Source organism: Bacillus cereus group sp. MYBK79-1, from assembly GCF_051915365.1.
Taxonomy (GTDB): Bacteria; Bacillota; Bacilli; order Bacillales; family Bacillaceae_G; genus Bacillus_A.
This window is the reverse complement of the sequence record NZ_JBQAEO010000013.1, coordinates 87846-113247: the sequence shown is the minus strand read 5'-3', so window position 1 is coordinate 113247 and position 25402 is coordinate 87846. Positions and strand designations below refer to the sequence as shown.

Here is a 25402-nt window from a genome sequence, read left to right as displayed (position 1 = left end):
TTATAGGAGTTGTATACATGCCTGAATTTTATAAGAAACAGTGGTTTTTATATCCTGTTTACGTATTGGCATTTTTCGTGTTTGTGCTCATTTCAATTCTTTGTTATTTTCATTTGATGATGGGGATAGCCGCCTTTTTTATCTTTTGTATTGTACTTTTTGTTGTTGTACGATTTGAACTTACCTTTCAAAAGAACTTTGAAAAACATACGACAGAGATGATTACAAGGGTAAAGAAAGTGAGTAATGAGGCATTTAACCAAATGCCGATTGGTATTTTGTTATACAATAAGGATTATGGGATTGATTGGGCGAATCCTTATTTATCTTCATGCCTAGGACAGCATGCATTAGCTGGATGGCACCTTTATGATGTATCAGAAACGTTACTTCTTTTTATTAAGGGAGAAACTTCCGATGATATAGTCTCTTTAAATAATCGAAAGTTTCGTGTCTTTGTAAGGAAAGAAGAAAAGTTAATTTATTTCTTTGATGTAACGGAACAAACAGAGATTGAAAAGATGTACGAGGATCAACGTACTGTTTTGGCCGTCATTTATTTAGATAATTATGATGAAGTTACACAAGGATTAGATGATCAATTACGTACGAATATAACAAGTCTTGTAACATCACGACTAAATGAATGGGCCGTTAAGTACGGGGCATATTTAAAACGTGCATCTTCAGAAAGATTCTTCGTTGTGCTAAATGAAAGTATTTTAGCACAGATGGAGAAAGGGAAATTTAACATTTTAGATCAAGTGCGTGAAGAAACATCTAAAAGGAATATACCACTCACCTTAAGTGTAGGTGTTGGATCAGGTGATTTACCTTTATCAGAGCTTGGGGCGATGGCTCAGTCCGGCTTAGACCTTGCACTTGGACGTGGTGGAGATCAAGTGGCTATTAAGCAAGCAACAGGTAAAGTTAAGTTTTATGGTGGTAAGACAAATCCGGTGGAAAAACGTACTCGTGTACGTGCCAGAGTTATTTCGCACGCATTAAAGGATTTAGTATTAGAAAGTAGTAATGTCATTATAATGGGGCATAGGGCTCCTGATATGGACGCAATTGGTGCTGCGATTGGTATTTTAAAGGTAGCGCAATTAAATGAGCGCAAAGGATATATTGTGCTAGATGAAAATGACTCTGATAAGGGAATTAAGCGTTTAATGGATAAAGTGAAACAAAATGAGGAGTTATGGTCTCACTTTATTACACCAGAACAAGCGATGGAATTTGCCAATGATGATTCATTACTTGTTGTTGTTGATACGCATAAACCTTCAATGGTGATGGAAGAAAAGCTGTTACGTAAAATTGAAAATGTAGTTGTTATTGACCATCATCGCCGAGGAGAAGATTTTATTGAAGATCCATTGCTTGTTTACATGGAGCCATATGCTTCTTCCACGGCAGAACTTGTTACGGAATTACTTGAATACCAACCAAAAAATTTAAAAATGACAATGTTAGAAGCGACAGCGTTGTTAGCAGGTATTATTGTTGATACGAAAAGCTTTACATTCCGGACAGGTGCTCGTACGTTTGATGCCGCTTCTTATTTACGCTCACATGGTGCAGATACTGTACTTGTACAAGAGCTGTTAAAAGAAGATATGGCTCAGTATTTACGGGTTGCAAAAGCTATTAAAAATGCGTACATTTATACAAATGGAATTGCGATTGCGAAAGTTGATAGTGATGATTACTACGATCAAGTGCTTATTGCACAATCAGCGGACACATTATTAACAATGACAGGAATTATTGCGTCATTTGTTATCGCAAAACGTGGCGAGAATTTCATTGGAATTAGCGGCAGGTCATTAGGTGAAGTGAATGTGCAGCTAATTATGGAAAATTTAGGCGGTGGCGGGCATTTAACGAATGCAGCCACACAAATGAAAAATGTTACAGTAGATGAAGCTGAGGAGAAGCTTCGATTTGTTATTGATGACTATTTACAGGGAGGCACACAATCATGAAAGTAATTTTTCTAAAAGACGTAAAAGGTAAAGGGAAAAAAGGAGAAGTAAAAAACGTACCAGATGGCTATGCAAATAACTTCTTATTAAAACAAGGATTAGCTGCTGAAGCGACAAATAGCAGTATGAAAACTTTAGAAGCTCAAAAGCGTAAAGAAGAAAAAGATGCAGCAGCAGAGGTTGAAAATGCAAAAGAGTTGAAAGAAACGTTAGAGAAACTAACTGTAGAAGTAAAGGCGAAATCTGGAGAAGGTGGCCGTCTATTCGGTTCAATCACAAGTAAACAAATCGTAGATGCAATGCAAAAATCACATAAAATTAAACTTGATAAACGTAAATTTGAAATGGATGATGCAATTCGTGCATTAGGCTATACAAACGTTACTGTGAAGTTGCATCCGCAAGTAACAGCAACAGTAAAAGTTCATGTTAGTGAACAATAAAAATAAGTTAAGCAAGGAGGATTGCGTATGAGTGATGTAATGGCTGATCGTACCCCTCCGCATAATATAGAGGCTGAGCAGGCGGTTTTAGGGGCCATATTAATTGATCAAGATGCATTAACATCGGCATCGGAACTATTGGTACCTGACTCATTTTATCGAACGAAACATCAAAAGATTTTTGAAGTCATGCTTGGGTTATCTGATAAAGGAGAACCGATTGACTTAGTAATAATGACATCAGCAATGGCTGATCAAGGATTATTAGAAGAAGTTGGTGGGGTTTCTTACTTAGCAGAATTAGCAGAAGTTGTTCCAACTGCTGCTAACGTAGAATATTATGCACGAATCATCGCTGAAAAGGCGCTATTACGTCGTTTGATTCGAACGGCGACTCATATCGTGTCTGATGGATATGAGAGAGAAGATGATGTGGATGGCCTTTTAAATGAGGCTGAGAAAAAAATATTAGAAGTATCTCACCAAACGAATGCAAAAGCATTCCAAAACATTAAAGATGTTCTTGTAGATGCTTACGATAAAATTGAACTTTTGCATAATCAAAAAGGTGAAGTTACGGGGATACCAACTGGATTTACTGAATTAGATAAGATGACCGCAGGTTTCCAGCGAAATGATTTAATTATCGTAGCGGCACGTCCATCAGTAGGGAAAACCGCATTTTCATTAAATATCGCACAAAATGTAGCGACGAAAACGGATGAAAATGTAGCGATTTTTAGTCTGGAGATGGGCTCTGATCAGCTTGTTATGCGTATGCTTTGTGCAGAAGGAAATATTGATGCACAAAGACTTCGTACTGGTTCATTAACTTCTGATGATTGGGCGAAATTAACAATGGCGATGGGTAGCCTTTCTAATGCTGGTATTTATATTGATGATACACCAGGGATTAAAGTGAATGAGATTCGAGCGAAATGTCGTAGATTAAAGCAAGAACAAGGTCTTGGGATGGTTTTGATTGACTATTTACAGCTTATTCAAGGAAGCGGGAAATCAGGAGAAAACCGTCAGCAAGAAGTATCTGAGATTTCTCGTACATTAAAAGGGATTGCGCGTGAATTGCAAGTGCCTGTTATTGCCTTGTCACAGTTATCTCGTGGTGTAGAATCTCGTCAAGATAAACGTCCGATGATGTCTGATATTCGTGAATCGGGAAGTATCGAGCAGGATGCTGATATCGTAGCCTTCTTATATCGTGAAGATTACTATGACCGAGAAACGGAAAATAAAAATACGATTGAAATTATTATTGCAAAGCAGCGTAACGGTCCAGTAGGCTCAGTAGAGCTCGCATTCGTTAAAGAGTTCAATAAGTTCGTTAACTTAGAACGTCGCTTCGAGGATGGACATGCGCCGCCTGCATAAAGATAGTATAAAAAAGAAATGCATTTCTTATAATAAGATGTGTTTCTTTTTTTTTATAGGAAAGATAAGGCTTTCATAATGTAAAAATATAATTCTTACGAACGAAAATGTTTTTTAATAAAAAAATGTTCGCTTTTTGGTTGACTTCTTTTTCGGTTTTGGTACAATTATATTGTTTGAATAGATCGTTTGAAAATCGCGGAGGTGCTTTAATAATGTCTTCAGTAGTAGTTGTAGGAACACAATGGGGCGACGAAGGAAAAGGTAAAATCACTGATTTTCTTTCTGAGCATGCGGAAGTAGTTGCAAGATATCAAGGTGGAAATAACGCGGGACATACAATTGTTTTCGGCGGAGTTAAATATAAATTACACTTAATTCCATCTGGTATTTTCTATAAAGAGAAAATTTGTGTAATCGGAAATGGCTTAGTAGTAGATCCGAAAGCATTACTTGAAGAGTTAAAATACTTACACGACCGTGGTGTAAGTACTGATAATTTACGTGTAAGTAACCGTGCGCACGTTATTTTACCTTATCACTTAAAACAAGATGAGTTAGAAGAAGCAAGTAAAGGTGATAACAAAATCGGTACAACGAAAAAGGGTATCGGTCCTGCATATATGGATAAAGCTGCTCGTATTGGTATTCGTATGGCTGATCTTTTAGATCGTGAAGCGTTTAAAGAAAAACTTGAGCGCAATTTAGTAGAAAAAAATCGTTTATTTGAAAAAATGTACGATACAGAAGGTTTCAGTGTAGAAGAAATCTTCGAAGAGTACTTCGAGTACGGACAACAAATCGCACAATATGTATGTGATACGTCTGTTGTATTAAATGATGCACTAGATAACAATCACCGTGTATTATTTGAAGGTGCACAAGGTGTTATGCTTGATATCGACCACGGTACGTACCCGTTCGTTACATCTTCTAACCCGATTGCTGGTGGTGTAACAGTTGGAACTGGAGTTGGTCCTGCAAAAGTTACTCGCGTTGTAGGTGTGTGTAAAGCATATACAAGCCGCGTAGGTGATGGTCCATTCCCTACTGAGCTTAATGACGAAATTGGTCATCAAATTCGTGAAGTTGGTCGTGAGTATGGAACGACAACTGGTCGTCCACGCCGCGTAGGTTGGTTCGATAGCGTTGTTGTAAGACATGCACGTCGTGTTAGTGGTTTAACAGATTTATCATTAAATTCTATTGACGTTCTAACAGGTATTCCGACTCTTAAAATTTGTGTTGCTTACAAATACAATGGCGAAGTTATCGATGAAGTTCCAGCAAACTTAAACATTTTAGCGAAATGTGAGCCTGTATACGAAGAACTTTCAGGTTGGACAGAAGATATTACTGGTGTAAAATCATTAGACGAGCTTCCTGAAAATGCACGAAAATACGTAGAACGTGTTTCTGAGTTAACAGGAATTCAATTATCTATGTTCTCAGTTGGACCAGATCGTAACCAAACAAATATTGTTCGTAACGTATACGAAGCTTAATTGATATTTTTGAGAAAAACTCATGTCCGCATGAGTTTTTTTTTATCTTTTATAAAAAAATAAAAAAAGGTATTGCAAAAGATAAAGAAAACATGTTATGATACATCTTGTCGTCACGAAAATATGACGTTGGTGAGAATGAGCCATTAGCTCAGTTGGTAGAGCATCTGACTTTTAATCAGAGGGTCGAAGGTTCGAATCCTTCATGGCTCACCATTTTATTTTTCGTGGCCCGTTGGTCAAGTGGTTAAGACACCGCCCTTTCACGGCGGTAACACGGGTTCGAATCCCGTACGGGTCATGTTTTTTTATGTTCATTTTTGGTCCCGTGGTGTAGTGGTTAACATGCCTGCCTGTCACGCAGGAGATCGCCGGTTCGACCCCGGTCGGGACCGCCACTTTTGTTTATACCACCATTAGTGGTTTTATATATAGTTTTGGCTCGGTAGCTCAGTCGGTAGAGCAGAGGACTGAAAATCCTCGTGTCGGCGGTTCGATTCCGTCCCGAGCCACTCTCAGGATATTAAGTGGGCCCACTTAATATCCTTTTTATTTGTGCAATTTTACAAAATTGAGTAGTTATTTTAAAATAGAATGAGGAGCCTCTAGCAGTTGAAGCTAGAGGTTTTTCTATAGGTCGTATAGGATTCCGTGTAAAAGTGGATCATACATGAGTCTGTGAGAATAGAGGAGAAAGTACTTAAGCAAAAGATGCGGTCATATAGGGACATACTATGTAGACATCAATGTGTTTAGGGATATTGACCATATTTTTACCCCGCTATTTACCGGGCAGTAAGACCACGCACAAAAATTCAGCAAAGGTAAAGAAGTTAGGTGCGGGAGCGGGCTGCCCGTAAATGCCCAATTGGTGAGGGCTAATAATCGGTGGGTGATGAAGAAAAGCCCCACTGATTAAAGTTTCACTTTATAAGGAGGAAATAGACGATGATGGGAAAGAAAATTTTAGTAGTTGATGATGAAAAGCCGATTGCGGATATTTTGAAGTTTAATCTAGAAAAAGAAGGTTTTGAAATTGTAATGGCGCATGATGGTGATGAAGCGATTGAAAAAGCGAATGAAGAGCAGCCGGATATGGTTTTATTAGATATTATGCTACCAGGTAAGGATGGCTTAGAGGTTTGTCGTGAAATACGTAAAAGCTCAGAAATGCCGATTATTATGCTTACAGCAAAGGACTCTGAAATTGATAAAGTATTAGGGCTTGAGCTTGGAGCAGATGATTATGTAACGAAGCCATTTAGTACGAGGGAATTACTTGCTCGTGTGAAGGCGAATTTACGTCGTCATCAACAAGGTGGTGCTTCAGAAAAAGAAGAAAATACGGAAATGGTTATTGGACCAATTGTTATTAATCCAAATGCGTATAGTGTAACGAAACGTGAGGAAAATATTGAACTTACACATCGTGAATTTGAGCTACTACATTATTTAGCGAAGCATTTAGGACAAGTTATGACACGCGAACATTTATTGCAAACAGTTTGGGGTTATGACTATTTTGGAGATGTACGTACAGTGGATGTAACAGTGCGTCGTTTACGTGAAAAAATTGAAGATAATCCAAGTCATCCTACATTAATTGTCACTAGACGTGGAGTAGGGTATTACTTGCGTGACCCAGAGCAGGAATAGTATATGAAGAAAGTTGGTTTTTTTCAATCTATTCATTTAAAATTTGTACTCATATATATGCTATTAATATTAATAGCTATGCAAGTTATTGGGGTATATTTCGTAAGGGAGTTAGAAAAGAGTCTTGTACAAGGCTTTAGAGATTCTTTAACGCAACAAACGAACTTATTATCGTATAACTTGAAACAAGAGTTTAAAAAAAGTTATACAAAAGCAGAAACAGAGTCAACAGATGAAACGATTAAAACTTCTATTCGAAAATTTGCCTCTGATCGAAAGAAAGATATTCAAGAGGTAAGTGTATTTGATGCGAATAGAAAGCTGCTCGCTATTTCAGATGAGTCAAAGCAAAACAAGGTAAATAGAACATCAACTGATATAGCTGTTCAGCGGGTATTGGTACAAAAAAAACCAGAAGTGAAAATTGAGAAGGATGGTCGTACAGGTCACCGTGTACAAGTTATGATTACTCCTATTATGGATGATAACAACAAAGATGCACTTGGTGCTATTTACGTTGTTGCATCTATGGAAGATGTTTATAAGCAGATGAAGGATATTAATCAAATCTTTGCGACCGGAACCGTTATTGCATTACTCGTAACAGCTGTACTTGGAATTCTGTTAGCTCAAACGATTACGAGACCAATCTCTGATATGCGAAGACAAGCGATTGAAATGGCAAAAGGAAACTATTCAAGAAAAGTAAAAGTGCATAGCCATGATGAAATTGGACAATTAGCATTATCTTTCAATAATTTATCAAAAAAATTACAACAAGCTCGTTCTTCAACGGAAAGTGAAAGACGTAAATTGTCATCCGTATTATCACATATGACAGATGGAGTAATTGCTACTGACCGAAAAGGGGACATTATTTTATTAAATGATCCTGCGGAAAAGATGCTAAATGTTTCGCGTGAAACGGCGCTCGATCAATCTGTTTTAGAAGTATTGGGAATACAAGAAGAATTTACGCTCGATCATTTATACGAAGAGCCTGATTCCGTTTTATTAGATTTTAGTACGAGAAATGAGCCATATATTTTACGCGCTAGTTTCTCTGTTATTCAAAAAGAGACAGGGAAAGCAAATGGTTTAATTGCCGTATTATATGATGTGACGGAGCAGGAGCGTATAGAAAGGGAACGCCGCGAGTTTGTAGCAAACGTCTCTCATGAATTAAGAACGCCATTAACGACAATGCGCAGCTACTTAGAGGCACTTACAGACGGTGCGTGGCAAGATCCGAATATTGCACCGCAATTTTTAACAGTTACACAAGAAGAAACAGAAAGAATGATTAGACTTGTAAATGCGTTATTGCAACTATCTAAACTTGATAGTACAGAACATCGTTTAATGAAAGAATGGGTCGATTTTACTGACTTCTTTAATAACATTATTGATCGTTTTGAAATGTCTAAAGAGCAAAACGTAAGTTTCAAACGATCTTTCTCTAAAAAATCTCGATTTATTGATATGGATACGGATAAAATTACGCAAGTATTGTATAACATTATTTCGAATGCATTAAAGTATTCACCAGAAGGTGGAACAGTAACATATCGTTTACGTGATCGCGGAGAATTATTAGAGATTAGTGTAAGTGACCAAGGAATGGGTATTCCGAAAGAAAACGTCGATAAAATCTTTGAGCGTTTTTATCGTGTAGATAAAGCACGTTCAAGACAAATGGGTGGTACAGGACTTGGATTAGCAATTGCGAAAGAAATGATTGAGGCACATGGTGGCTCGATTTGGGCGAAGAGTGAGGAAGGAAAAGGGACAACGATTTATTTCACATTGCCAATGGCAGCGGATGAAGAGGACGAATGGGAATGAGTATGGAAAATGTTAAAACGATAGTTTTAATTAACTTAGTTGTAATTAGTCTATTTCTTACTTTTAACTTATGGACGTATGTGCCAGATTCCACATCTATGCAAAACGCAAAATTTGTGCAGGGGAATGAAGGAACTACTCAAACTAAAATCGCTGATGTTGTCCGCCCTACTTCTATCATCGTGCATAAAGATAAAAATCATTACGGGAGCAAAAGAGAGGGAGATATAGAATCAATCTATAGACCTTTGGAAGCAGGGGAATTACATGAGTTCAAAGAGATATCGATTGCTAAGACTGACTTCCTTTCTTATGTGCATGGTGAAGGGAAAATTGAACTTATTTTCCCTACCAACATCCCATTTGATGCAGTTAAATCTATGTTTAGTATGAAAGAAAAAAGTATAGATAAGCCTAAACACTTTAATCGAATTATTCTTGACCCTTCTAGAAGTAGGGATCAAGAAATTAAAATTAATTTTGTTTCCGATGGTGATAACTCTAGAATATATGAAGCAAAATTAAGTGGTGTGTATTTAAAAGATATTGTAAATGCACAAAATCAATTTGTAGTATCAGCAAAACCTTATTTTGACTATCAAATTAATGATATGAAAAAGCTATTTTTACCAGATGGAACGACAGAATTAAGTAATATAACATATATTTCATCAAATTTAGCGGTTGATACATTTAAGAATGCTCTTTTTAGTGACCCACGTTATTTAAGCCCTATTATCGAGAAATCGAAAGAAATATTTACAGATGGTATTAGGTCTATGGAGATTGAAAACGATCAGCATATGCTAAAGTATAAAAATTCTTCTGTTTTAAGTGAGAAAAAGCCAGATAATTTAATGCTTTTACAAAAAAGTTTTGATTTTGTAAATGGTCACAGTGGGAGTTTGGATCCATATCGTTTGGACTATATGAATAAAGGACAGACAGTATTCCGCTTACAGGAAGATGGATATCCCGTATTCAATACAGATGGACTAGCTGAATTGAGACAAGTATGGGGATCAGAAGAAGTAATGGAATATGAAAGACCGTTGTTGTCTTTAAATACGAAAGGTATCGAACAGAAGGTTACTCTTCCATCAGGTCATGTTGTGATAGCATCCTTAGAAAATAATGCCGCTGTAGATAAACGATTGATTAAAGACATTGGTATCGGATACAAATTAGCACTAGATGGACAAGTGGCTCGACTACAGCCAATTTGGTATGTAAAGTTTGTTGAAGATGAAGCTGGCAAACAAAAAATATATGAGTGGAGTGAGGGAGGACTAAATGGATTGGGATCGGATTAAAACCATATTTATTGTGACCTTTTTTGTTTTGGACCTCTTTCTCATTTTTCAATTCATTCAAAAGCAAGATAGTAATCAATTGGAGCTTATTGCAGAAACAAAGATAGATCAAGAATTAAAAGCAAACAAAATTACTATGGGTAATTTCCCTAAAGAACCGAAAAAAGAGTCATTTATTAGGGCGGAAAACAAGGCATTTAAAGAAGAAGATATACAGTCTTTAAAAAATCAAACAGCGCATATACAGAATATGTACAAGATAGAAAGTAAGCTGAAAGAGCCCTTTTTGAATACAAAATCATTATCCAAAGATAAGTATAGTGATTTTTTGAAGAACTATGTATTGGATGGACAAAAGTATGAGTATGGGGCGATGAAAGACTCTAAAATTTACTTCTTCCAAAAGTATAAAGATAAGCCTATTTTCTATAACGATCAGGCAATGATTGTTGTGGAATTAAATGAAAAAAATGAACTTGTGTCGTACACGCAGACGATGCTAACTGATTTAAAAGAAATGGGCGAAAGTGAAAAAACGAAACAGCAAGAAATTATTACTGCTCAAACGGCTTTAGAGAATCTGTACTTAAAAAATAAAGTTCATGGGAATACACATGTAAAAGAAGCACAAATTGGTTATGCCACCCTTACCGCATCTACTTCTAATAACCAAGTACTCGCTCCAACATGGAATTTAAAAACGGAGCAGAAGCAGGACTTCTTTGTAAATGCAATTGAAGGACAAGTTATGGAATTAGGGGAAAGGGAAAATCAAGTGGTTGATGAACATACTGGAGTGAGAAAGAATGGGGTTGCATTTTAGCGTACTTGCAAGTGGAAGTACAGGGAATATGCTATATGTAGGAACAGATGAAAAGAAATTACTCGTCGATGCAGGTTTAAGTGGTAAAGCAACAGAGGCTTTATTTAAACAGGCAGAACTAAATATAAATGATGTATCGGGTATTCTTGTAACACATGAACATAGCGATCATATTAAAGGATTAGGTGTATTAGCACGTAAATATGATTTGCCTGTTTATGCAAATGAGAAAACATGGAATGCAATGGAACACTTAATAGGAAATATCCCAACAGAGCAAAAGTTCATTTTCTCAGTTGGGGATGTGAAAACATTCGGTGATATTGAGGTCGAGTCATTTGGAGTTTCTCATGACGCCGCAGAGCCGATGTTCTATGCTTTTCACAACAATAATAGAAAGTTAGCCCTTATTACAGATACGGGATACGTGAGTGACCGTATGAAAGGTGTTATTAAGGGAGCTAACGCTTTCGTATTTGAAAGTAATCATGACGTGGAAATGCTTCGTATGGGACGGTATCCATGGAGTATTAAGCGACGTATTTTAAGTGATGTGGGGCACGTTTGTAATGAGGACGCTGCATTAGCGATGGCAGATGTAATTACAGACGAGACAAAACATATTTATTTAGCGCATTTAAGCTTAGATAATAATATGAAAGAACTAGCACGTATGTCAGTGTCACAAGTATTAGAGGAAAAAGGATTTGGAGTGGGAGAAGCCTTTGAAATTCACGATACAGATCCAAAAATGCCGACAAAAATTCAATACGTATAATTCTTCATTTTAGTAAACAATAAAGGTGAATATAGTTGTTTTCAGGAAGATAGGTGAACAAATATGTCCTTTATTGATGAAGAAAATTATCGTATGAAACGTGCAAGGAAAAAGAAGCATAAAGGTATTGTTATTTCTAGCATAGCAGGAACAATTGTAGGAGCTTCGTTATTTGCATTTGGAGCTCCTTTATTTGCAAATGATGCAGGCGCGCTTCCACAAGCTGAAGCAAGTGGGAGTAATATGGCCGAAGCGCAAGGAATTAAACAAATTAGCTTTGTGGATGCTGTTGATCGTGCGTCTGAAGCTGTTGTTGGCGTTATTAATATTCAACGAGATAATTTTTCAGAGGCAGATTCAGAAGCTGGTACAGGATCAGGTGTAATTTATAAAAAGGCAGATGGCCAAGCTTATATCGTAACGAATAATCATGTTGTTGCTGGGGCGAATCGTATTGAAGTAAGTTTGAGTGACGGTAAGAAAGTCCCGGGAAAAGTATTAGGAACTGATGTGGTTACAGATTTGGCTGTACTACAAATAGATGCAAAGCATGTGAAAAAAATAATTGAAATTGGCGATTCTAATACTGTTCGTAGAGGAGAACCGGTCATTGCGATTGGAAACCCGCTAGGACTGCAATTTTCTGGGACTGTCACACAAGGCATTATTTCAGCTAATGAACGTATTGTTCCTGTAGATTTGGATCAAGATGGACATTACGATTGGCAAGTAGAAGTATTGCAAACAGATGCAGCAATTAATCCAGGTAATAGTGGTGGTGCGCTTGTAAATGCGGCAGGTCAATTAATTGGCATTAACTCAATGAAAATTGCAGCAAAAGAAGTAGAAGGAATTGGACTAGCTATTCCTGTTACTAGAGCTGTTCCTATTATGAATGAATTAGAGAAGTACGGAAAAGTAAGAAGACCGTATGTTGGAATTGAACTTAGATCGTTAAATGAGATTCCAAATTACCATTGGTCAAAAACATTACATTTACCAGCTAATGTAACAGAAGGAGTTTGCATTTTAGATGTGAAAAGTCCTTCGCCAGGTGTAGATGCTGGTTTACGAGAACACGATGTGATTGTAGCAGTAGATGGAAAACCAGTTCGCGATATTATCGGATTCCGTACGGCCTTATATGATAAAAAAATTAATGATAAAATGACACTTACGTTTTATCGTGGTACAAAACGAGCAACAACAACGGTTAAACTAGGCATTCAAAAGTATTAAAAACAGGAGGGCCTACCTCCTGTTTTCTATTGTAGAAAAGTGAGGTGAAGAATATGAATTTACCTTGTTGTTTAGAGCATGTTGAATTAGCTTTAGATATTATTGTGGATGAGTGTGAAGTTGCGCCAGTTATTAACAATGTGGATAACTCAGAAAAAGAGAAAAAAACATGTGAATTTTGTCAAAACGAGGCGACATATGTTGTATCGAACACAGATTCTCACACAATATGTGGGTAACATTTGTGGATATGTGGATAAGTTATGTGGATAACATGTTTGTAAGGTGGGGAATACGTGTGAATATCTCGATTATTTCAATTGGGAAATTAAAAGAAAAATATTTAAAACAAGGTATAGCAGAATACTTAAAACGATTATCTGCATACGCAAAAGTAGAAGTAATTGAATTGCCAGATGAAAAGGCACCAGAAAATTTAAGTGAAGCAGAAATGTTAATTGTAAAAGAAAAAGAAGGTATACGTATACTGGATAAAATTTCTGACGATACGCATGTCATTGCGTTAGCGATAGAAGGAAAACAAAAATCATCAGAAGAATTTGCAGTAAGCTTAGATCGTCTTGCTACATATGGAAAGAGCAAAGTTGCCTTTGTAATTGGTGGATCACTTGGACTAAGTTCAGAAGTAATGAAGCGTTCAAACGAATCTCTTTCTTTTTCAAAGATGACATTACCACACCAATTAATGCGATTAGTATTGCTTGAGCAAGTGTATAGAGCGTTTCGTATTAATCGTGGGGAACCGTATCATAAATAGTAATAGTACATTCAAACGGCTACAGATGTGGCCGTTTTCTATATTTCCTAAAATAAGTATGTTTCTATTTCTAAAAAAATATGATGTAATATGAAGAGGAAAAAAGTATAAGTAGTCATAGAAGTGAGGAATTAAAGGTGAAGAAGTTTAAAAAGTTTTACTTGGAGATTACGAGTGTATGTAATCTTGCGTGCAGCTTTTGTCCGCCGACGGAAAGGCAGAAGCAGTTCATTTCTGTGGAGGATTTTGCGAAAAGATTAGACCAAATTAAACCTCACACAGACTACATTTATTTGCACGTGAAGGGTGAGCCGTTGCTTCATCCCAAAATAGATCAACTGCTAGATTTAAGCCATGAAAAAGGGTTTAAAGTTAATATTACAACGAACGGAACGTTAATTAATAAGAGAAGGCATAGACTGTTAAATAAGCCTGCATTAAGACAAATGAATTTTTCACTGCACAGTTTTGATGGGCATCCAGGTTCGCAAGATAAAGAAGGTTATGTAAGGAGTATACTTTCCTTCATTAGAGAGGCGACAAGTCAATCGGATTTAATTGTTTCACTACGGTTATGGAATTTAACCCAGGATAATAAAACAAATGCTGAAATCCAGAAAAATAGAGATCTATTATCCATCATTGAAAATGAGTTTGGCCTATCTTATCAAATCGAAGAGAAGCTTACACCGGGAAAAGGTATAAAAATTGCGGAACGTGTCTTTATTAATCAAGACTATGAATTCCAGTGGCCGGCATTACATGAAGAAGAGGATGATGGAAAAGGATTCTGTCATGGTCTTCGAAATCAGGCTGGAATTTTAGCGAACGGAACAGTTATTCCTTGCTGTTTAGATGGTGAAGGGATTATTAACCTTGGGAATATTAATAATGACTCATTTTCTAGCATTATAGAAGGTGAAAGAGCGACAAACATTGTCGATGGATTTTCGAAAAGAGTTGCAGTCGAAGAGCTATGCAGAAAATGTGGATACCGTAAAAGATTTGGAAAATAAATATGAAACAAGCCCTCATAAAGCGAGGGCTTATTTTTTATTCTTGATAAGAGCGTTCTAATTCATCGATTAAGGAGCCGACGTAAGAAACAGCTTTACGTATTGCATCTGGTTTTGACATATCTACTCCGGCATGTTTCATTAATTCAAGTGGTTTCATCGTACCACCAGCGCGAAGTACATCTAACCAGCGGTCAACAGCAGGTTGTCCTTCTTCTTTAATCATTTGAGCTACCGCAGTAGATGCAGTAAGGCCAGCGGAATAGGTGTAAGAATATAAGCCCATATAATAATGAGGTTGACGCATCCAAGTTAAGCCAGCGCCTTCGTCAATTTCTACAGAATTTCCCCAGAATGTAGAAAGTACATTTGTCTTTATTTCAGTTAAAGTTGTAGCTGTAAGTGCTCCGCCTTCTTCTGCTAGCGTGTATACTCTTCTTTGATATTCTCCCTCAAGTAAGTGAGTAACAAAGTTGTGATAATATGTGCCGAGTAGTTGCAGAATCACCCATCTGCGCATTCTCTTATCGTCATTCGTTGCTAATAAATGCTGGGCTAATAGTAATTCATTCATTGTAGATGGTGCCTCAACAAAGTACATAGATGGACGTACATTCATAATACGCTGGTTTTTATTTGCTAAATAAAAATGACCAGCATGTCCGAATTCATGTGCTAATGTGAAGCATCCACGCATCGTATTTTGCCATGTAATTAAAATGTATGGATGAGAACCATATGGGCTTGAACAAAATGCTCCGGTTGATTTGCCTACGTTATCTGCAAGATCAACCCATCTTTCTTTGAATCCTTTTTCAATAATGGAACTATATTCATCGCCTAATACCTTTAAAGAATCTTGAATTAATTTACCAGCCTCCTTGTATGTGATGGTTGGATTAAATTCGGGATCTAAAGGTGCATGTAAGTCGCAGAACAGCATTTGATCGAGTCCTAATACTTTCTTTTTTAAATCTGCAAAACGGCGCATATGAGGCGCTAATTCTTTATAAATAATATCAAGTTGATTGTTATACATTTCAAGTGGAACTTTTTGAGGTTCTAAAAGCATATGAGTAACAGATTCGAATTTGCGTAAACGAGAGAGTGTTACTTGTTTTTTCACTTCAGTCGCATATGTTGTTGCCACTGTATTCGTATATCGTTTCAAGGTGGAAACAAATGATGAGTATGCTTTCCTACGTATGTCTACGCTTGGAGAGAACTCATATTTGCTTTCAAATAATGCAAATGATATAGGTAGTTCGTTTCCTTGCTCGTCTTGTATGGAGGTAAAATCCATATCGGCTAATTTAGTCATACTGTAAATTTTGTATGGAGAATTATGTACTTCGCCAAGTGCAGCAAGAGCTTCTTCTGTTTCAGGAGAGAGCGTGTGCTGCCTTTTTTGCAGTATGTCTAGTAATGATTTACGGAAAGGTTCGAGTTTTGTTTCTTCAGCTAAATATTTTTCAATTGTTCCTTCTTCGAATGAGAGGATTTCATTATGGATAAAGGATAGTGCAGTATGTACTTTTGTCCATAAGGCAGCAATTTTGGCAGAGTTCGCTTGAATAACTGGGTTTGTACGATCAGTGGATTCTTTTAAATTTGCATAGGAGTATAGTTTTGTTAACTCCATTAAAAGCTCTTCTTCTAAAAGTAGGCAATGTAATAAGGTAGTGGCGCTAGTGTGTAATTGTCCTTTAAACGCATCAAGTTTTTTTATATCGTCTGTTAATACAAGTAATGCAGTTTCCCACTCTTTATCACATTCGTATAAATCAGAGAGGTCCCACGTTAGTTCAGTAGGGACTTCTGCGCGAATATGGCGTTTCTCAATTACATTTTTCATTTGTTATATCCCCCTTATTATAAGTATCTAAAAACATGATACTAGAAAATTCAGTAAAATGAAAATATTTTACATTTCTATACATGAAAAGAAGGACAAGCATAAAAATGCTTGTCCTTCGAGTTAAATTTAAAAATTAATATACTTTATCACCGTTGAAAATAGAGTTTTTCACGACTACATAATCTACAGTACGAATTGAATCTAATTTTGTTCCACCAGCGTAAGAGATAGAAGATTGAAGATCTTGTTCCATTTCAATTAAAGTGTCTTCTAAAGAACCTTTATGCTCAACGAACATTTTCTTACCTTCAACGTTTTTCTTCTCACCTTTTTGGAATTCAGAAGCTGAACCGAAGTACTCTTTATAAAGTTTGCCGTCTTTTTCGATTGTTTCCCCTGGAGACTCTTCATGACCAGCGAATAGAGAACCGATCATAACCATAGTCGCCCCAAATCGAATAGATTTAGCTACGTCGCCGTGTGTACGAATACCACCGTCAGCGATAATTGGCTTACTTGCAGCTTTTGCACACCAGCGAAGTGCAGCTAGCTGCCAACCGCCAGTTCCAAAGCCTGTTTTAATTTTAGTAATACAAACCTTACCAGGTCCAATACCAACTTTTGTTGCGTCAGCACCAGCATTTTCTAATTCTCTTACCGCTTCTGGAGTTCCAACGTTTCCAGCGATAACGAAGCTTTCTGGTAAATGCTTTTTAATATGTTGAATCATGTTGATTACAGCATTAGAATGTCCATGCGCAATGTCAATCGTGATATATTCAGGCGTAAGGTGCTCAGCAGCTAATTGCTGTACGAATTCATATTCGTCCTCTTTTACACCAACGCTAATAGAAGCGATTAATCCACGTGATTGCATATCTCTAATGAATGAGATTCGTTTCTCTGGTTGGAAACGATGCATGATATAGAAGTAATTATTTTCAGCTAAATAAGTTGCAATTCTTTCATCAATAATCGTTTGCATATTTGCAGGTACGACAGGTAATTTAAATTTATGTTTTCCTAAAGTGACAGTTGTATCACATTCAGAGCGGCTATTTACAATACATTTTGCAGGAATTAATTGAATATCTTCATAGTCGAATACGTTTTCCATCATTTACACCCCTAAAATACGAATATTTTATTCAGTTTACTTAAAAATGTTCGTCCAAAGGATAATTTACATTATTTTCACTCATAAGTCAAAGGTTTTCATGTTTATATTTGAAAATTAAATTTTAGCTACGTATTTTGTAAGTTCATGTAATGAAAATGTGTTTAAACATAGTATTATTTGATGTAAAATTATGTTTGGAAAATAAAAGTTTAATAGGTAAATTTAGGAGGGGTACTAATGAAGCGTCTAGTATATATGGATTGGTTGCGAGTATTAGCAACAATCGCAGTAGTTACAATTCACGTTGCTGCTGGTTATGTTTCAGTGTTAGATGCAAATAACGCTTCACGTTGGATGGCTGGTAATCTATTTGAATCGATTTCACGTGCGAGTGTGCCGATTTTTGTAATGATTAGTGGAGCTTTATTGTTAAAAGGAACGAAAGATATTTCAGTCGGAGAGTTTTTACAGAAGCGCGCGAGTAAAGTAATTATTCCTTTTATAGCTTGGAGCGCTATATTTTATGCATATGGGGCATATGCAGGCTATTTCCCGGCCTCTTTAAAGCAAGGGATTAAGCACTTTTTAACGGATACTATTGGGGGACATTTATGGTTCTTATACATGATTGTAGGGATATATTTAATTACACCTCTACTGAAAATCTTTGTGAAGAACGCTAAAAAAAGAGAAATAGAATACTTTTTAATTTTATGGTTATATGCGTCTGTTATAGTCAATTTAGTGAAATATTATTATCCTATCAACTTTAATATTGAATTATTTTATGTTACGAATTATGTAGGGTACTTCCTACTTGGTTATTACTTATCCAATTACGATATTTCGAAAAAATGGAGAAATATTTCTTACATTGGAGGATTCGTAGGATTTATTAGTACATTCTTTATTACTTATTACTATACAGTAAAGGCAAATGGACAATTAGAGCATTTTTGGTATGGATATTTTGCGCCAGGCGTTGTACTGATGGCGATTGGATTATTTGTATTTTTCAAATATGCTTTCCAAAAATCAGAAAGAGAATTACCATTGTTATTCCGTTTTATAAATCAAGCAAGCCTTGGAATCTATATTCTTCACTTCTTCTTATTAAATAACTTGTTGTACATGGTTTTCCCTAAAGTAAATGAGCGTGTACATGCAATATTGGCAATACCTATTAATGTAACGATTACAATTGTTCTTAGTATGGTAATTACGTTAGTATTGCAAAGAATACCAGTTGTGAAAAAACTAGTTCCGTAAAAATGAATATGGTATAGATAGGGCAGACTTATAATTAAGGCTGCCCTTTACTATTTTAAAATTATACGTAGATAAATTTAGGCTGAAACGAATTAAAAACAGTGGATTAATATAGTATCTTACTATAGTCTAAAGTGAGGTATGAAGAACAGAATAGGTTAAATATAAAATCAAATGAGGTTAATATATGAGTAAAAAAAGCTTTAGTAATTATGCATTAAGTAAAGAAGTAAGACGAGCACTTACTGGTTTAGGATATGAGCATCCAACAGAAGTGCAAGGAGAGGTTATTCCAGTTGCATTGCAAAAGAAGGATCTTGTTGTAAAATCACAAACGGGTAGTGGGAAAACAGCTTCGTTCGGTATACCACTTTGTGAAATGGTAGAGTGGGAAGAAAATAAACCACAAGCGTTAGTTTTAACACCAACGAGAGAACTTGCTGTTCAAGTGAAAGAAGATATTACGAATATAGGGCGATTCAAAAGAATTAAAGCCGCTGCAATTTATGGTAAATCTCCATTTGCACGTCAAAAATTAGAGCTAAAACAAAAGACGCATATTGTAGTAGGGACTCCAGGACGTGTGTTGGATCATATTGAAAAGGGAACTCTTTCTTTAGAGCGATTAAAATATTTAGTGATTGATGAAGCAGATGAAATGTTAAATATGGGCTTTATCGATCAAGTAGAGGCAATTATTGATGAATTACCTACAAAAAGAATGACAATGCTATTTTCAGCAACATTACCGGAAGATGTTGAAAAGTTATCACGTAAATATATGAACGCACCAACTCATATTGAAATTAAAGCGGCTGGGATTACAACGGATAAAATTGAACATACTCTGTTTGAAGTAAGGGAAGAAGAGAAGCTTTCACTCCTTAAAGACGTAACGATGATTGAAAATCCCGACAGTTGCATTGTTTTTTGTCGTACACAAGAAAATGTAGACCATGTATATAGACAGCTAAAACGAGTGAATTATCCTTGTGACAAAATACACGGTGGTATGGTACAGGAAGATCGTTTTGAAGTTATGGATGATTTTAGAAAAGGAAAGTTCCGTTATTTAGTAGCAACAGATGTAGCTGCAAGAGGAATTGATATTGATAATATCACACATGTTATTAATTACGATATTCCATTAGAAAAAGAAAGCTATGTACACCGTACAGGAAGAACAGGAAGAGCTGGTAATAATGGAAAAGCTATTACATTTATAACGCCTTATGAAAATAGATTTTTAGAAGAGATTGAGGAATATATCGGATTTGAAATTCCAAAGGAACTGGCACCTTCAAAAGAAGAAGTTATAAAAGGGAAAGCAGTATTTGAAGAAAAGATATATGCTAAACCAATTATAAAGAAAGATAAAAATGCAGACCTAAACAAAGGAATTATGAAATTGTACTTTAATGGCGGAAAGAAAAAGAAAATTAGGGCGGTAGATTTTGTTGGTACAATTGCTAAAATCCAAGGTGTTTCTGCTGATGATATAGGTATTATTACAATACAAGATAATGTTTCTTATGTTGAAATATTAAACGGAAAAGGACCACTTGTTTTAAAGGTTATGAGAAATACAACGATAAAAGGTAAACAATTAAAAGTTCATGAGGCAATTAAGTAAACAAAAAAACTATCCACTATAACAGGTGGATAGTTTTTTTGTTTATGACTCTTCTAAATCATCGATCAACTTCTCAGCTAAGCGTCTATACATATTACTCATCGACACAAATGATGTTAGTAATAAAAATTTCTCTAGGTTCGGATCTTCTAAGGAAGACATCTCACTTACTTCTGAAACACGGTTATTTACGTCTTGTGTAAAGCTTTCGACGTTGCTTTCGGTAAGAGAAAGATAATCTTTATATAGCGTATTTAATTCAAATGAATCATCGCTTAATAAGGATTCATTTATATTTTCTAAGGAGCTTTTTATGTCATTAATAGAAAGGGCCCCTTTTAATTGGTAAATTAAGCTAATTAAAATCATATGCTCTTTTGAGTATTTTTTATTTTTGATTGGAATAAACAGTTTACCTTTTGCATAATTGTTAATCATTGTTTTTGTTAATACTTTTTCATCATCGGTTCTTGTTGTATCCGCATAAGTATTTTCAAATAGTTGGACAACCTGGTCTACATACAAGTCGACATTTGGAATATCCTCAAGCGTAATATTTTTTTCTAAATGTAATGTTTCAAGCAATTTATTTATATTTTCCACGTAGAACCCCTCACTTTTATAACTTAGTGGAGCATAATGTTTAGTTTATCTCTAAATATGGTATTACGAAACAAATGAATTGTAAATGTTGACCTCTAATGATAATGCATATATAATTACATGTAGTTATTAAAACTACATGTAATTATATGAGGGGTGTTTATATGAATGCTTATATAAGGGAACCGGTTAATGCTTTTACCCATTTGGGAGGAGCTGTATTATCATTTATTGCATTATTAGCTATGCTTGTAAAAGTTTCTATTAAGATGCCGTCTTTTGCGGCAATTACAGCTGTTATTTTGTTTGGTATCGGAATGATGGTTTTGTATACAGCATCAGCTGTATATCATAGTGTTGTAGCCAGTGAACGTGTTATTTATTTCTTTCGGAAGCTTGATCATTCTATGATTTTTATATTGATTGCAGGTACATATGCACCATTTTGTTTAATTACATTACATTCCACAAACGGTTTATTATTATTTTGTTTAGTTTATGCAACTGCCATTTGTGGTATTGTTTTTAAAATGTTTTGGTTTAGTTGCCCGAGATGGTTATCAACAGCAATTTATATTACAATGGGCTGGTTAATTGTTCTGTTCTTTGCGCCGTTAGCTGCTAACTTAAGTACAGGAGGTATCGTACTTCTAGTGCTTGGAGGCATTCTTTATACAATTGGTGGATTTATTTATGGAACAAAGCCAAAATGGTTAGAGTTTAAACATATGGGGCATCATGAAATTTTTCACGTGTTCGTGTTATTAGGAAGCCTTGCCCACTTTTTAAGTGTATATTGCTACGTAATTTAACGATATGAAATTTCCGAGTAATTTTTATTCTTCTTGATTAATAAAAAAAGATATAGACACATATGTATGTTGAAGAGTTGCATAACGTAAAGGTTATGCGGCTCTTTTTTGTATAAATAATAATAAAAAAAACAAATATTAAAAATTATCAGTCTTTTTATGGTAGGATAGATGTGTATGAAGGTTATAAAATTTTATAATTAATAATAAGTGGGGGACTCTATATATGGCGATACTTATAACGGGTGGAGCAGGATATATTGGTAGTCATACGTGTATAGAATTATTAAATAATAATTATAAAATTATAGTCGTAGATAATCTTTCAAATAGTTCAATCGAGTCTTTAAACCGAGTAAAAGAAATAACAGGAAAACAATTTGAATTTTATAAAGAAAGTGTTTTAAATCGTGAAAAAATGAATGAGATTTTTTTGAAAAATAACATTGAAGCGGTTATACATTTTGCTGGATTTAAAGCAGTAGGGGAATCGACTACAATTCCTCTTACATATTATTATAATAATATAATAAGCACAATCATACTATGTGATGTGATGCAGAAACATCATGTTAAAAAATTTATTTTTAGTTCATCTGCAACTGTATATGGAATTCCAAAAACATCACCAATTACAGAAGAATTTCCGCTAAGTGTGACAAATCCATATGGGCAAACAAAATTAATGATTGAGCAAATGATGCGTGATGTAGCAAAAGCTGATGATGAATGGAGTATTGCATTACTTCGTTATTTCAATCCATTTGGAGCGCATAAAAGTGGTCGTATTGGAGAAGACCCAAATGGGATTCCGAATAATTTAATGCCATATGTAACGCAGGTAGCAGTAGGTAAGTTAAAGGAGCTAAATATATTCGGAAACGATTATCCAACAAAAGATGGTACCGGTGTCCGTGACTATATTCACGTTGTTGACCTTGCAAAAGGACATGTAAAAGCACTTGAGAAAATACTTGAGACGAAAGGAATCGAGGCATATAATCTTGGCACAGGTAAAGGGTATAGTGTGTTGGAGATGGTAAAGGCTTTTGAAAAGGTTTCGGGTAAAAAGATTCCTTATAAAGTGATTGGGCGTCGTCCTGGTGATGTAGCAATATGTTTTGCTGATGTATCTAAAGCGAAACAGGAATTAGGATGGGAAGCGGAATATGGGTTAGAAGAGATGTGTGTAGATTCTTGGAGATGGCAGGTAAATAATAAAAATGGCTATCAAATGATTTAAGGTAGCTAGTAAAGCATTCTCTTATTATTTTGTAGGATATTTTATGTATATAATAAATTGTATTCTTTATTATGTTGCTTGAGGTCAGTAATATGTTCAATTTAGGAAAGAGAATGTAATAAAATATTACTGACCATAGCATTTGAATAGCAATCGGTTCTATTGAAAAGTATTCCAATACTTGTATCATTGTTAAAGTGCGTTTATAATCAAATAATCTTATTAGCTTTTGGATTGAATTACGTATTATTGAAAGCGTTTTTATCGTGTGATACATTCTGATTGAAATCATTACTGTATGACATGCATGAAAGGGATTTTTTTATTGTTTTTTAAGGTAGGAAGTCTGACTTGTTTCCAAAAAAACTTTGTATGTAGTTGCAAGTAAGAAGGAGAATAAGGAATAATATAATTTTTACAAGACGGGGAGGGTACAGTGTGAAAATGTAAGGTTTTCACATGAGGATATATGGGGTACGTAGGATTATTACTTTCGGGTGCAGCTTTATTTTTAAATAGTCTTGTTATATTAGGAAAAGCAGAAATGAAAAGTGCGGGTGTTTTTAATTTATTTGTGGGTGCACTACAAATTATTATTCCGTTCTATCTAATCATGATTTCTGACCAAAGCAATTGGACGGTATATTCATATGCAGCTACTTTCTTATTTGGATTAACCTATTTATATGTAGGTGTTACTTTTATAAAAGGAATGGATAGCAGTGGTCTAGGGTGGTTCTGTATTTGGGTAGCAGTTATTGCTTTATTCTATATGGTTGTTTCATTTGTTCAATTCCATGATGTTGTTAATGCGTTAACGTGGTTTATGTGGGCATTGCTTTGGTATTTATTCTTTGTATTAAATACACAAAAAAAGAATATCAATCAATATCTTGGAAGAATTGCTTTCGTACAATCATGGGTAACATTAACGTTGCCTTCACTCTTTTATTTTATGGGAGTATGGGGCGAGGGATTCGTATATGATCTATGGGTTTATGTATCCGTAATTTCTATTTTATACTTCTGTTATTGTATTTATAAATATCGAGTACGTTAATATACTTTCTGTAGAAAAGCATGGAATCGTTAAACGAATTCCATGCTTTTTCTATATTAGCATCTATAATAGAGAGGTAGTATTTTACATTTTATCAAAATGGGGATGATGAAGTTGAAAAAAGTATTAGTACTAGGGGGAACAAGATTTTTTGGTAAACATTTAGTAGAAGCACTTTTGCAAAATGGACACGATGTAACGATTGCGACGAGAGGGATTACAGAAGATCCTTTTGGAAGTGCAGTAAAAAGGCTGATTGTCGATAGAGAAGATGAGAAACAACTAGCAGAGCGTCTAGAAGATAAAAGTTATGATATCGTATACGATAATTTATGCTATAGCTCGAATGCAGCGAAGGTAGTATGTGAAGTGTTACGAGGAAAAACGAAGAAATACGTTATGACATCTTCAATGGCTGTTTACGAGCCAGCACTAGGTTTGTTAGAAGAGGACTTTAATCCGTATGAGTATGCCGTTACGTATGGGGATAGGAAGAATTTTAATTATGGTGAAGGCAAGCGATTAGCTGAAGCTACTGTATTTCAACAAGCAACATTCCCAGTTGTTGCAGTCCGTTTTCCAGTTGTTATTGGAGAAAACGATTATACGAAAAGGTTACAATTTTACGTTGAACATATTGTGAAGCAAGAGCCTGTCGCGGTGAAACATTTAGATGGAGAGTTTTCGTTTATACATGAAGAAGAAGCAGGCCAATTTTTAGCTTGGTGCGGGGTGGAAAGTATAGAAGGGCCAATCAATGCTTGTAGTAATGGAGTAGTTTCTACTAGAGAAATCATTCATTTCATAGAAGAAAATACGGGAATAAAAGCACTCGTTCAAGGGGTAGGAGATCATGCAGCGCCTTACAATGAAGTAATTAATTGTACATTACACAATGGAAAAGCTAGTGAATTAGGATTCCCGTTCCGAGAGTTGAAAATAGACATAGAACAAGTATTACGTTATTACATCCATGCAATGAAATAATCATAAATCCCCCGGTGGCAATCCGGGGGATTCTGGAGGAT

Annotated in this window: 22 protein-coding genes and 4 tRNA genes; 23 read left to right on the top strand and 3 right to left on the bottom strand. The window is 35.5% G+C overall.

Features of this window, described 5'->3' with window-relative positions; translation table 11 throughout:
- Positions 1–17: 17 nt before the first annotated feature.
- The 17 genes from ACTFOB_RS19630 to ACTFOB_RS19550 all read left to right on the top strand — a co-directional run bounded on the left by ACTFOB_RS19630 (position 18) and on the right by ACTFOB_RS19550 (position 14776).
- The gene (locus ACTFOB_RS19630; protein WP_440027399.1) at positions 18–1991 is read left to right on the top strand and encodes a DHH family phosphoesterase; all 1974 of its coding nucleotides are present in this window, start codon (positions 18–20) and stop codon (positions 1989–1991) included.
- The gene (gene rplI, locus ACTFOB_RS19625) at positions 1988–2434 is read left to right on the top strand and encodes a 50S ribosomal protein L9 (RefSeq protein ID WP_000864237.1); all 447 of its coding nucleotides are present in this window, start codon (positions 1988–1990) and stop codon (positions 2432–2434) included. The genes ACTFOB_RS19630 and rplI overlap by 4 nt, the downstream gene beginning before the upstream one ends.
- A 27-nt stretch (positions 2435–2461) precedes the next feature.
- A complete protein-coding gene (gene dnaB / locus ACTFOB_RS19620) occupies positions 2462–3823 on the top strand; it encodes a replicative DNA helicase (protein ID WP_001286242.1) in 1362 nt (453 codons plus the stop codon).
- 215 nt (positions 3824–4038) lie between these two features.
- Entirely contained in the window at positions 4039–5328 is a 1290-nt protein-coding gene (locus ACTFOB_RS19615; RefSeq protein WP_000100234.1) for an adenylosuccinate synthase, read from the top strand.
- A 140-nt stretch (positions 5329–5468) separates the two neighbouring features.
- Positions 5469–5544: transfer RNA gene (locus ACTFOB_RS19610), tRNA-Lys, on the top strand.
- Positions 5545–5557: 13 nt separating this feature from the next.
- A tRNA-Glu gene (locus ACTFOB_RS19605) sits at positions 5558–5629 on the top strand.
- A 21-nt stretch (positions 5630–5650) separates the two neighbouring features.
- A tRNA-Asp gene (locus tag ACTFOB_RS19600) sits at positions 5651–5726 on the top strand.
- Between the two features lie 41 nt (positions 5727–5767).
- Positions 5768–5840, top strand: a tRNA-Phe gene (locus ACTFOB_RS19595).
- A gap of 436 nt (positions 5841–6276) precedes the next feature.
- Complete coding sequence (walR, locus tag ACTFOB_RS19590; RefSeq protein WP_151630079.1) at positions 6277–6984, top strand: cell wall metabolism DNA-binding response regulator WalR; 708 nt, start codon at positions 6277–6279, stop codon at positions 6982–6984.
- Between the two features lie 3 nt (positions 6985–6987).
- Entirely contained in the window at positions 6988–8829 is a 1842-nt protein-coding gene (gene walK, locus ACTFOB_RS19585; RefSeq protein WP_000755373.1) for a cell wall metabolism sensor histidine kinase WalK, read from the top strand.
- Positions 8826–10142 carry a YycH family regulatory protein gene (locus ACTFOB_RS19580; RefSeq protein WP_440027403.1) on the top strand — a complete coding sequence of 439 codons (1317 nt, stop codon included), beginning with the start codon at positions 8826–8828 and terminating at the stop codon, positions 10140–10142. Before walK ends, ACTFOB_RS19580 begins: the two co-directional genes overlap by 4 nt.
- Positions 10123–10965 (top strand): two-component system regulatory protein YycI, encoded by an 843-nt coding sequence (locus ACTFOB_RS19575; RefSeq protein ID WP_440027405.1) that lies wholly within the window; start codon positions 10123–10125, stop codon positions 10963–10965. The genes ACTFOB_RS19580 and ACTFOB_RS19575 overlap by 20 nt, the downstream gene beginning before the upstream one ends.
- Positions 10949–11743 (top strand): MBL fold metallo-hydrolase, encoded by a 795-nt coding sequence (locus tag ACTFOB_RS19570; protein WP_000522836.1) that lies wholly within the window; start codon positions 10949–10951, stop codon positions 11741–11743. The genes ACTFOB_RS19575 and ACTFOB_RS19570 overlap by 17 nt, the downstream gene beginning before the upstream one ends.
- A gap of 63 nt (positions 11744–11806) precedes the next feature.
- A complete protein-coding gene (locus ACTFOB_RS19565) occupies positions 11807–12982 on the top strand; it encodes a S1C family serine protease (RefSeq protein WP_440027407.1) in 1176 nt (391 codons plus the stop codon).
- A gap of 53 nt (positions 12983–13035) precedes the next feature.
- The gene (locus ACTFOB_RS19560) at positions 13036–13221 is read left to right on the top strand and encodes a CxxH/CxxC protein (protein ID WP_001052827.1); all 186 of its coding nucleotides are present in this window, start codon (positions 13036–13038) and stop codon (positions 13219–13221) included.
- A gap of 59 nt (positions 13222–13280) precedes the next feature.
- Positions 13281–13760: a 23S rRNA (pseudouridine(1915)-N(3))-methyltransferase RlmH gene (gene rlmH, locus ACTFOB_RS19555; RefSeq protein ID WP_001027003.1), complete on the top strand. Its 480-nt coding sequence runs from the start codon at positions 13281–13283 to the stop codon at positions 13758–13760.
- A gap of 137 nt (positions 13761–13897) precedes the next feature.
- Positions 13898–14776, top strand: coding sequence for a radical SAM/SPASM domain-containing protein (locus ACTFOB_RS19550; RefSeq protein ID WP_440027409.1), 879 nt, complete (start codon positions 13898–13900; stop codon positions 14774–14776).
- A gap of 37 nt (positions 14777–14813) precedes the next feature.
- Here ACTFOB_RS19550 and pepF read toward each other — a convergent pair whose 3' ends face one another.
- A complete protein-coding gene (pepF, locus tag ACTFOB_RS19545) occupies positions 14814–16631 on the bottom strand; it encodes an oligoendopeptidase F (protein ID WP_440027411.1) in 1818 nt (605 codons plus the stop codon).
- Positions 16632–16767: 136 nt separating this feature from the next.
- Positions 16768–17751, bottom strand: a complete 984-nt coding sequence (gene guaC / locus ACTFOB_RS19540) for a GMP reductase (protein WP_000432434.1) — start codon at positions 17749–17751, stop codon at positions 16768–16770.
- A gap of 240 nt (positions 17752–17991) precedes the next feature.
- Here guaC and ACTFOB_RS19535 point away from each other — a divergent pair, with 240 nt between their 5' ends.
- Positions 17992–19023: an acyltransferase gene (locus ACTFOB_RS19535; protein WP_151630091.1), complete on the top strand. Its 1032-nt coding sequence runs from the start codon at positions 17992–17994 to the stop codon at positions 19021–19023.
- Positions 19024–19210: 187 nt separating this feature from the next.
- Complete coding sequence (gene dbpA, locus ACTFOB_RS19530) at positions 19211–20656, top strand: ATP-dependent RNA helicase DbpA (RefSeq protein ID WP_440027412.1); 1446 nt, start codon at positions 19211–19213, stop codon at positions 20654–20656.
- 42 nt (positions 20657–20698) lie between these two features.
- Here the strand turns inward: dbpA and ACTFOB_RS19525 are convergent, their stop codons facing one another.
- The gene (locus ACTFOB_RS19525) at positions 20699–21259 is read right to left on the bottom strand and encodes a DUF1836 domain-containing protein (RefSeq protein WP_440027414.1); all 561 of its coding nucleotides are present in this window, start codon (positions 21257–21259) and stop codon (positions 20699–20701) included.
- A gap of 164 nt (positions 21260–21423) precedes the next feature.
- Here ACTFOB_RS19525 and trhA point away from each other — a divergent pair, with 164 nt between their 5' ends.
- From trhA to ACTFOB_RS19505, 4 genes are all read left to right on the top strand, one after another.
- Complete coding sequence (gene trhA, locus ACTFOB_RS19520; protein ID WP_151630094.1) at positions 21424–22071, top strand: PAQR family membrane homeostasis protein TrhA; 648 nt, start codon at positions 21424–21426, stop codon at positions 22069–22071.
- A 226-nt stretch (positions 22072–22297) separates the two neighbouring features.
- Positions 22298–23314, top strand: a complete 1017-nt coding sequence (gene galE, locus ACTFOB_RS19515; RefSeq protein ID WP_440027416.1) for a UDP-glucose 4-epimerase GalE — start codon at positions 22298–22300, stop codon at positions 23312–23314.
- A gap of 469 nt (positions 23315–23783) precedes the next feature.
- Positions 23784–24374, top strand: coding sequence for an AmiS/UreI family transporter (locus ACTFOB_RS19510; protein WP_440027418.1), 591 nt, complete (start codon positions 23784–23786; stop codon positions 24372–24374).
- 105 nt (positions 24375–24479) lie between these two features.
- On the top strand, positions 24480–25361 hold the full coding sequence (locus ACTFOB_RS19505; protein WP_440027420.1) for an NAD-dependent epimerase/dehydratase family protein: 882 nt from the start codon (positions 24480–24482) through the stop codon (positions 25359–25361).
- Positions 25362–25402: the final 41 nt, after the last annotated feature.

Bases quoted from the DNA above. Each gene is read 5' to 3' on its own strand.
- ACTFOB_RS19630 (WP_440027399.1), top strand. From the start codon at position 18: ATGCCTGAATTTTATAAGAAACAGTGGTTTTTATATCCTGTTTACGTA.
- rplI (WP_000864237.1), top strand. From the start codon at position 1,988: ATGAAAGTAATTTTTCTAAAAGACGTAAAAGGTAAAGGGAAAAAAGGA.
- dnaB (WP_001286242.1), top strand. From the start codon at position 2,462: ATGAGTGATGTAATGGCTGATCGTACCCCTCCGCATAATATAGAGGCT.
- ACTFOB_RS19615 (WP_000100234.1), top strand. From the start codon at position 4,039: ATGTCTTCAGTAGTAGTTGTAGGAACACAATGGGGCGACGAAGGAAAA.
- walR (WP_151630079.1), top strand. From the start codon at position 6,277: ATGATGGGAAAGAAAATTTTAGTAGTTGATGATGAAAAGCCGATTGCG.
- walK (WP_000755373.1), top strand. From the start codon at position 6,988: ATGAAGAAAGTTGGTTTTTTTCAATCTATTCATTTAAAATTTGTACTC.
- ACTFOB_RS19580 (WP_440027403.1), top strand. From the start codon at position 8,826: ATGAGTATGGAAAATGTTAAAACGATAGTTTTAATTAACTTAGTTGTA.
- ACTFOB_RS19575 (WP_440027405.1), top strand. From the start codon at position 10,123: ATGGATTGGGATCGGATTAAAACCATATTTATTGTGACCTTTTTTGTT.
- ACTFOB_RS19570 (WP_000522836.1), top strand. From the start codon at position 10,949: ATGGGGTTGCATTTTAGCGTACTTGCAAGTGGAAGTACAGGGAATATG.
- ACTFOB_RS19565 (WP_440027407.1), top strand. From the start codon at position 11,807: ATGTCCTTTATTGATGAAGAAAATTATCGTATGAAACGTGCAAGGAAA.
- ACTFOB_RS19560 (WP_001052827.1), top strand. From the start codon at position 13,036: ATGAATTTACCTTGTTGTTTAGAGCATGTTGAATTAGCTTTAGATATT.
- pepF (WP_440027411.1), bottom strand. From the start codon at position 16,631: ATGAAAAATGTAATTGAGAAACGCCATATTCGCGCAGAAGTCCCTACT.
- guaC (WP_000432434.1), bottom strand. From the start codon at position 17,751: ATGGAAAACGTATTCGACTATGAAGATATTCAATTAATTCCTGCAAAA.
- ACTFOB_RS19535 (WP_151630091.1), top strand. From the start codon at position 17,992: ATGAAGCGTCTAGTATATATGGATTGGTTGCGAGTATTAGCAACAATC.
- dbpA (WP_440027412.1), top strand. From the start codon at position 19,211: ATGAGTAAAAAAAGCTTTAGTAATTATGCATTAAGTAAAGAAGTAAGA.
- trhA (WP_151630094.1), top strand. From the start codon at position 21,424: ATGAATGCTTATATAAGGGAACCGGTTAATGCTTTTACCCATTTGGGA.
- galE (WP_440027416.1), top strand. From the start codon at position 22,298: ATGGCGATACTTATAACGGGTGGAGCAGGATATATTGGTAGTCATACG.
- ACTFOB_RS19510 (WP_440027418.1), top strand. From the start codon at position 23,784: ATGGGGTACGTAGGATTATTACTTTCGGGTGCAGCTTTATTTTTAAAT.
- ACTFOB_RS19505 (WP_440027420.1), top strand. From the start codon at position 24,480: ATGATGAAGTTGAAAAAAGTATTAGTACTAGGGGGAACAAGATTTTTT.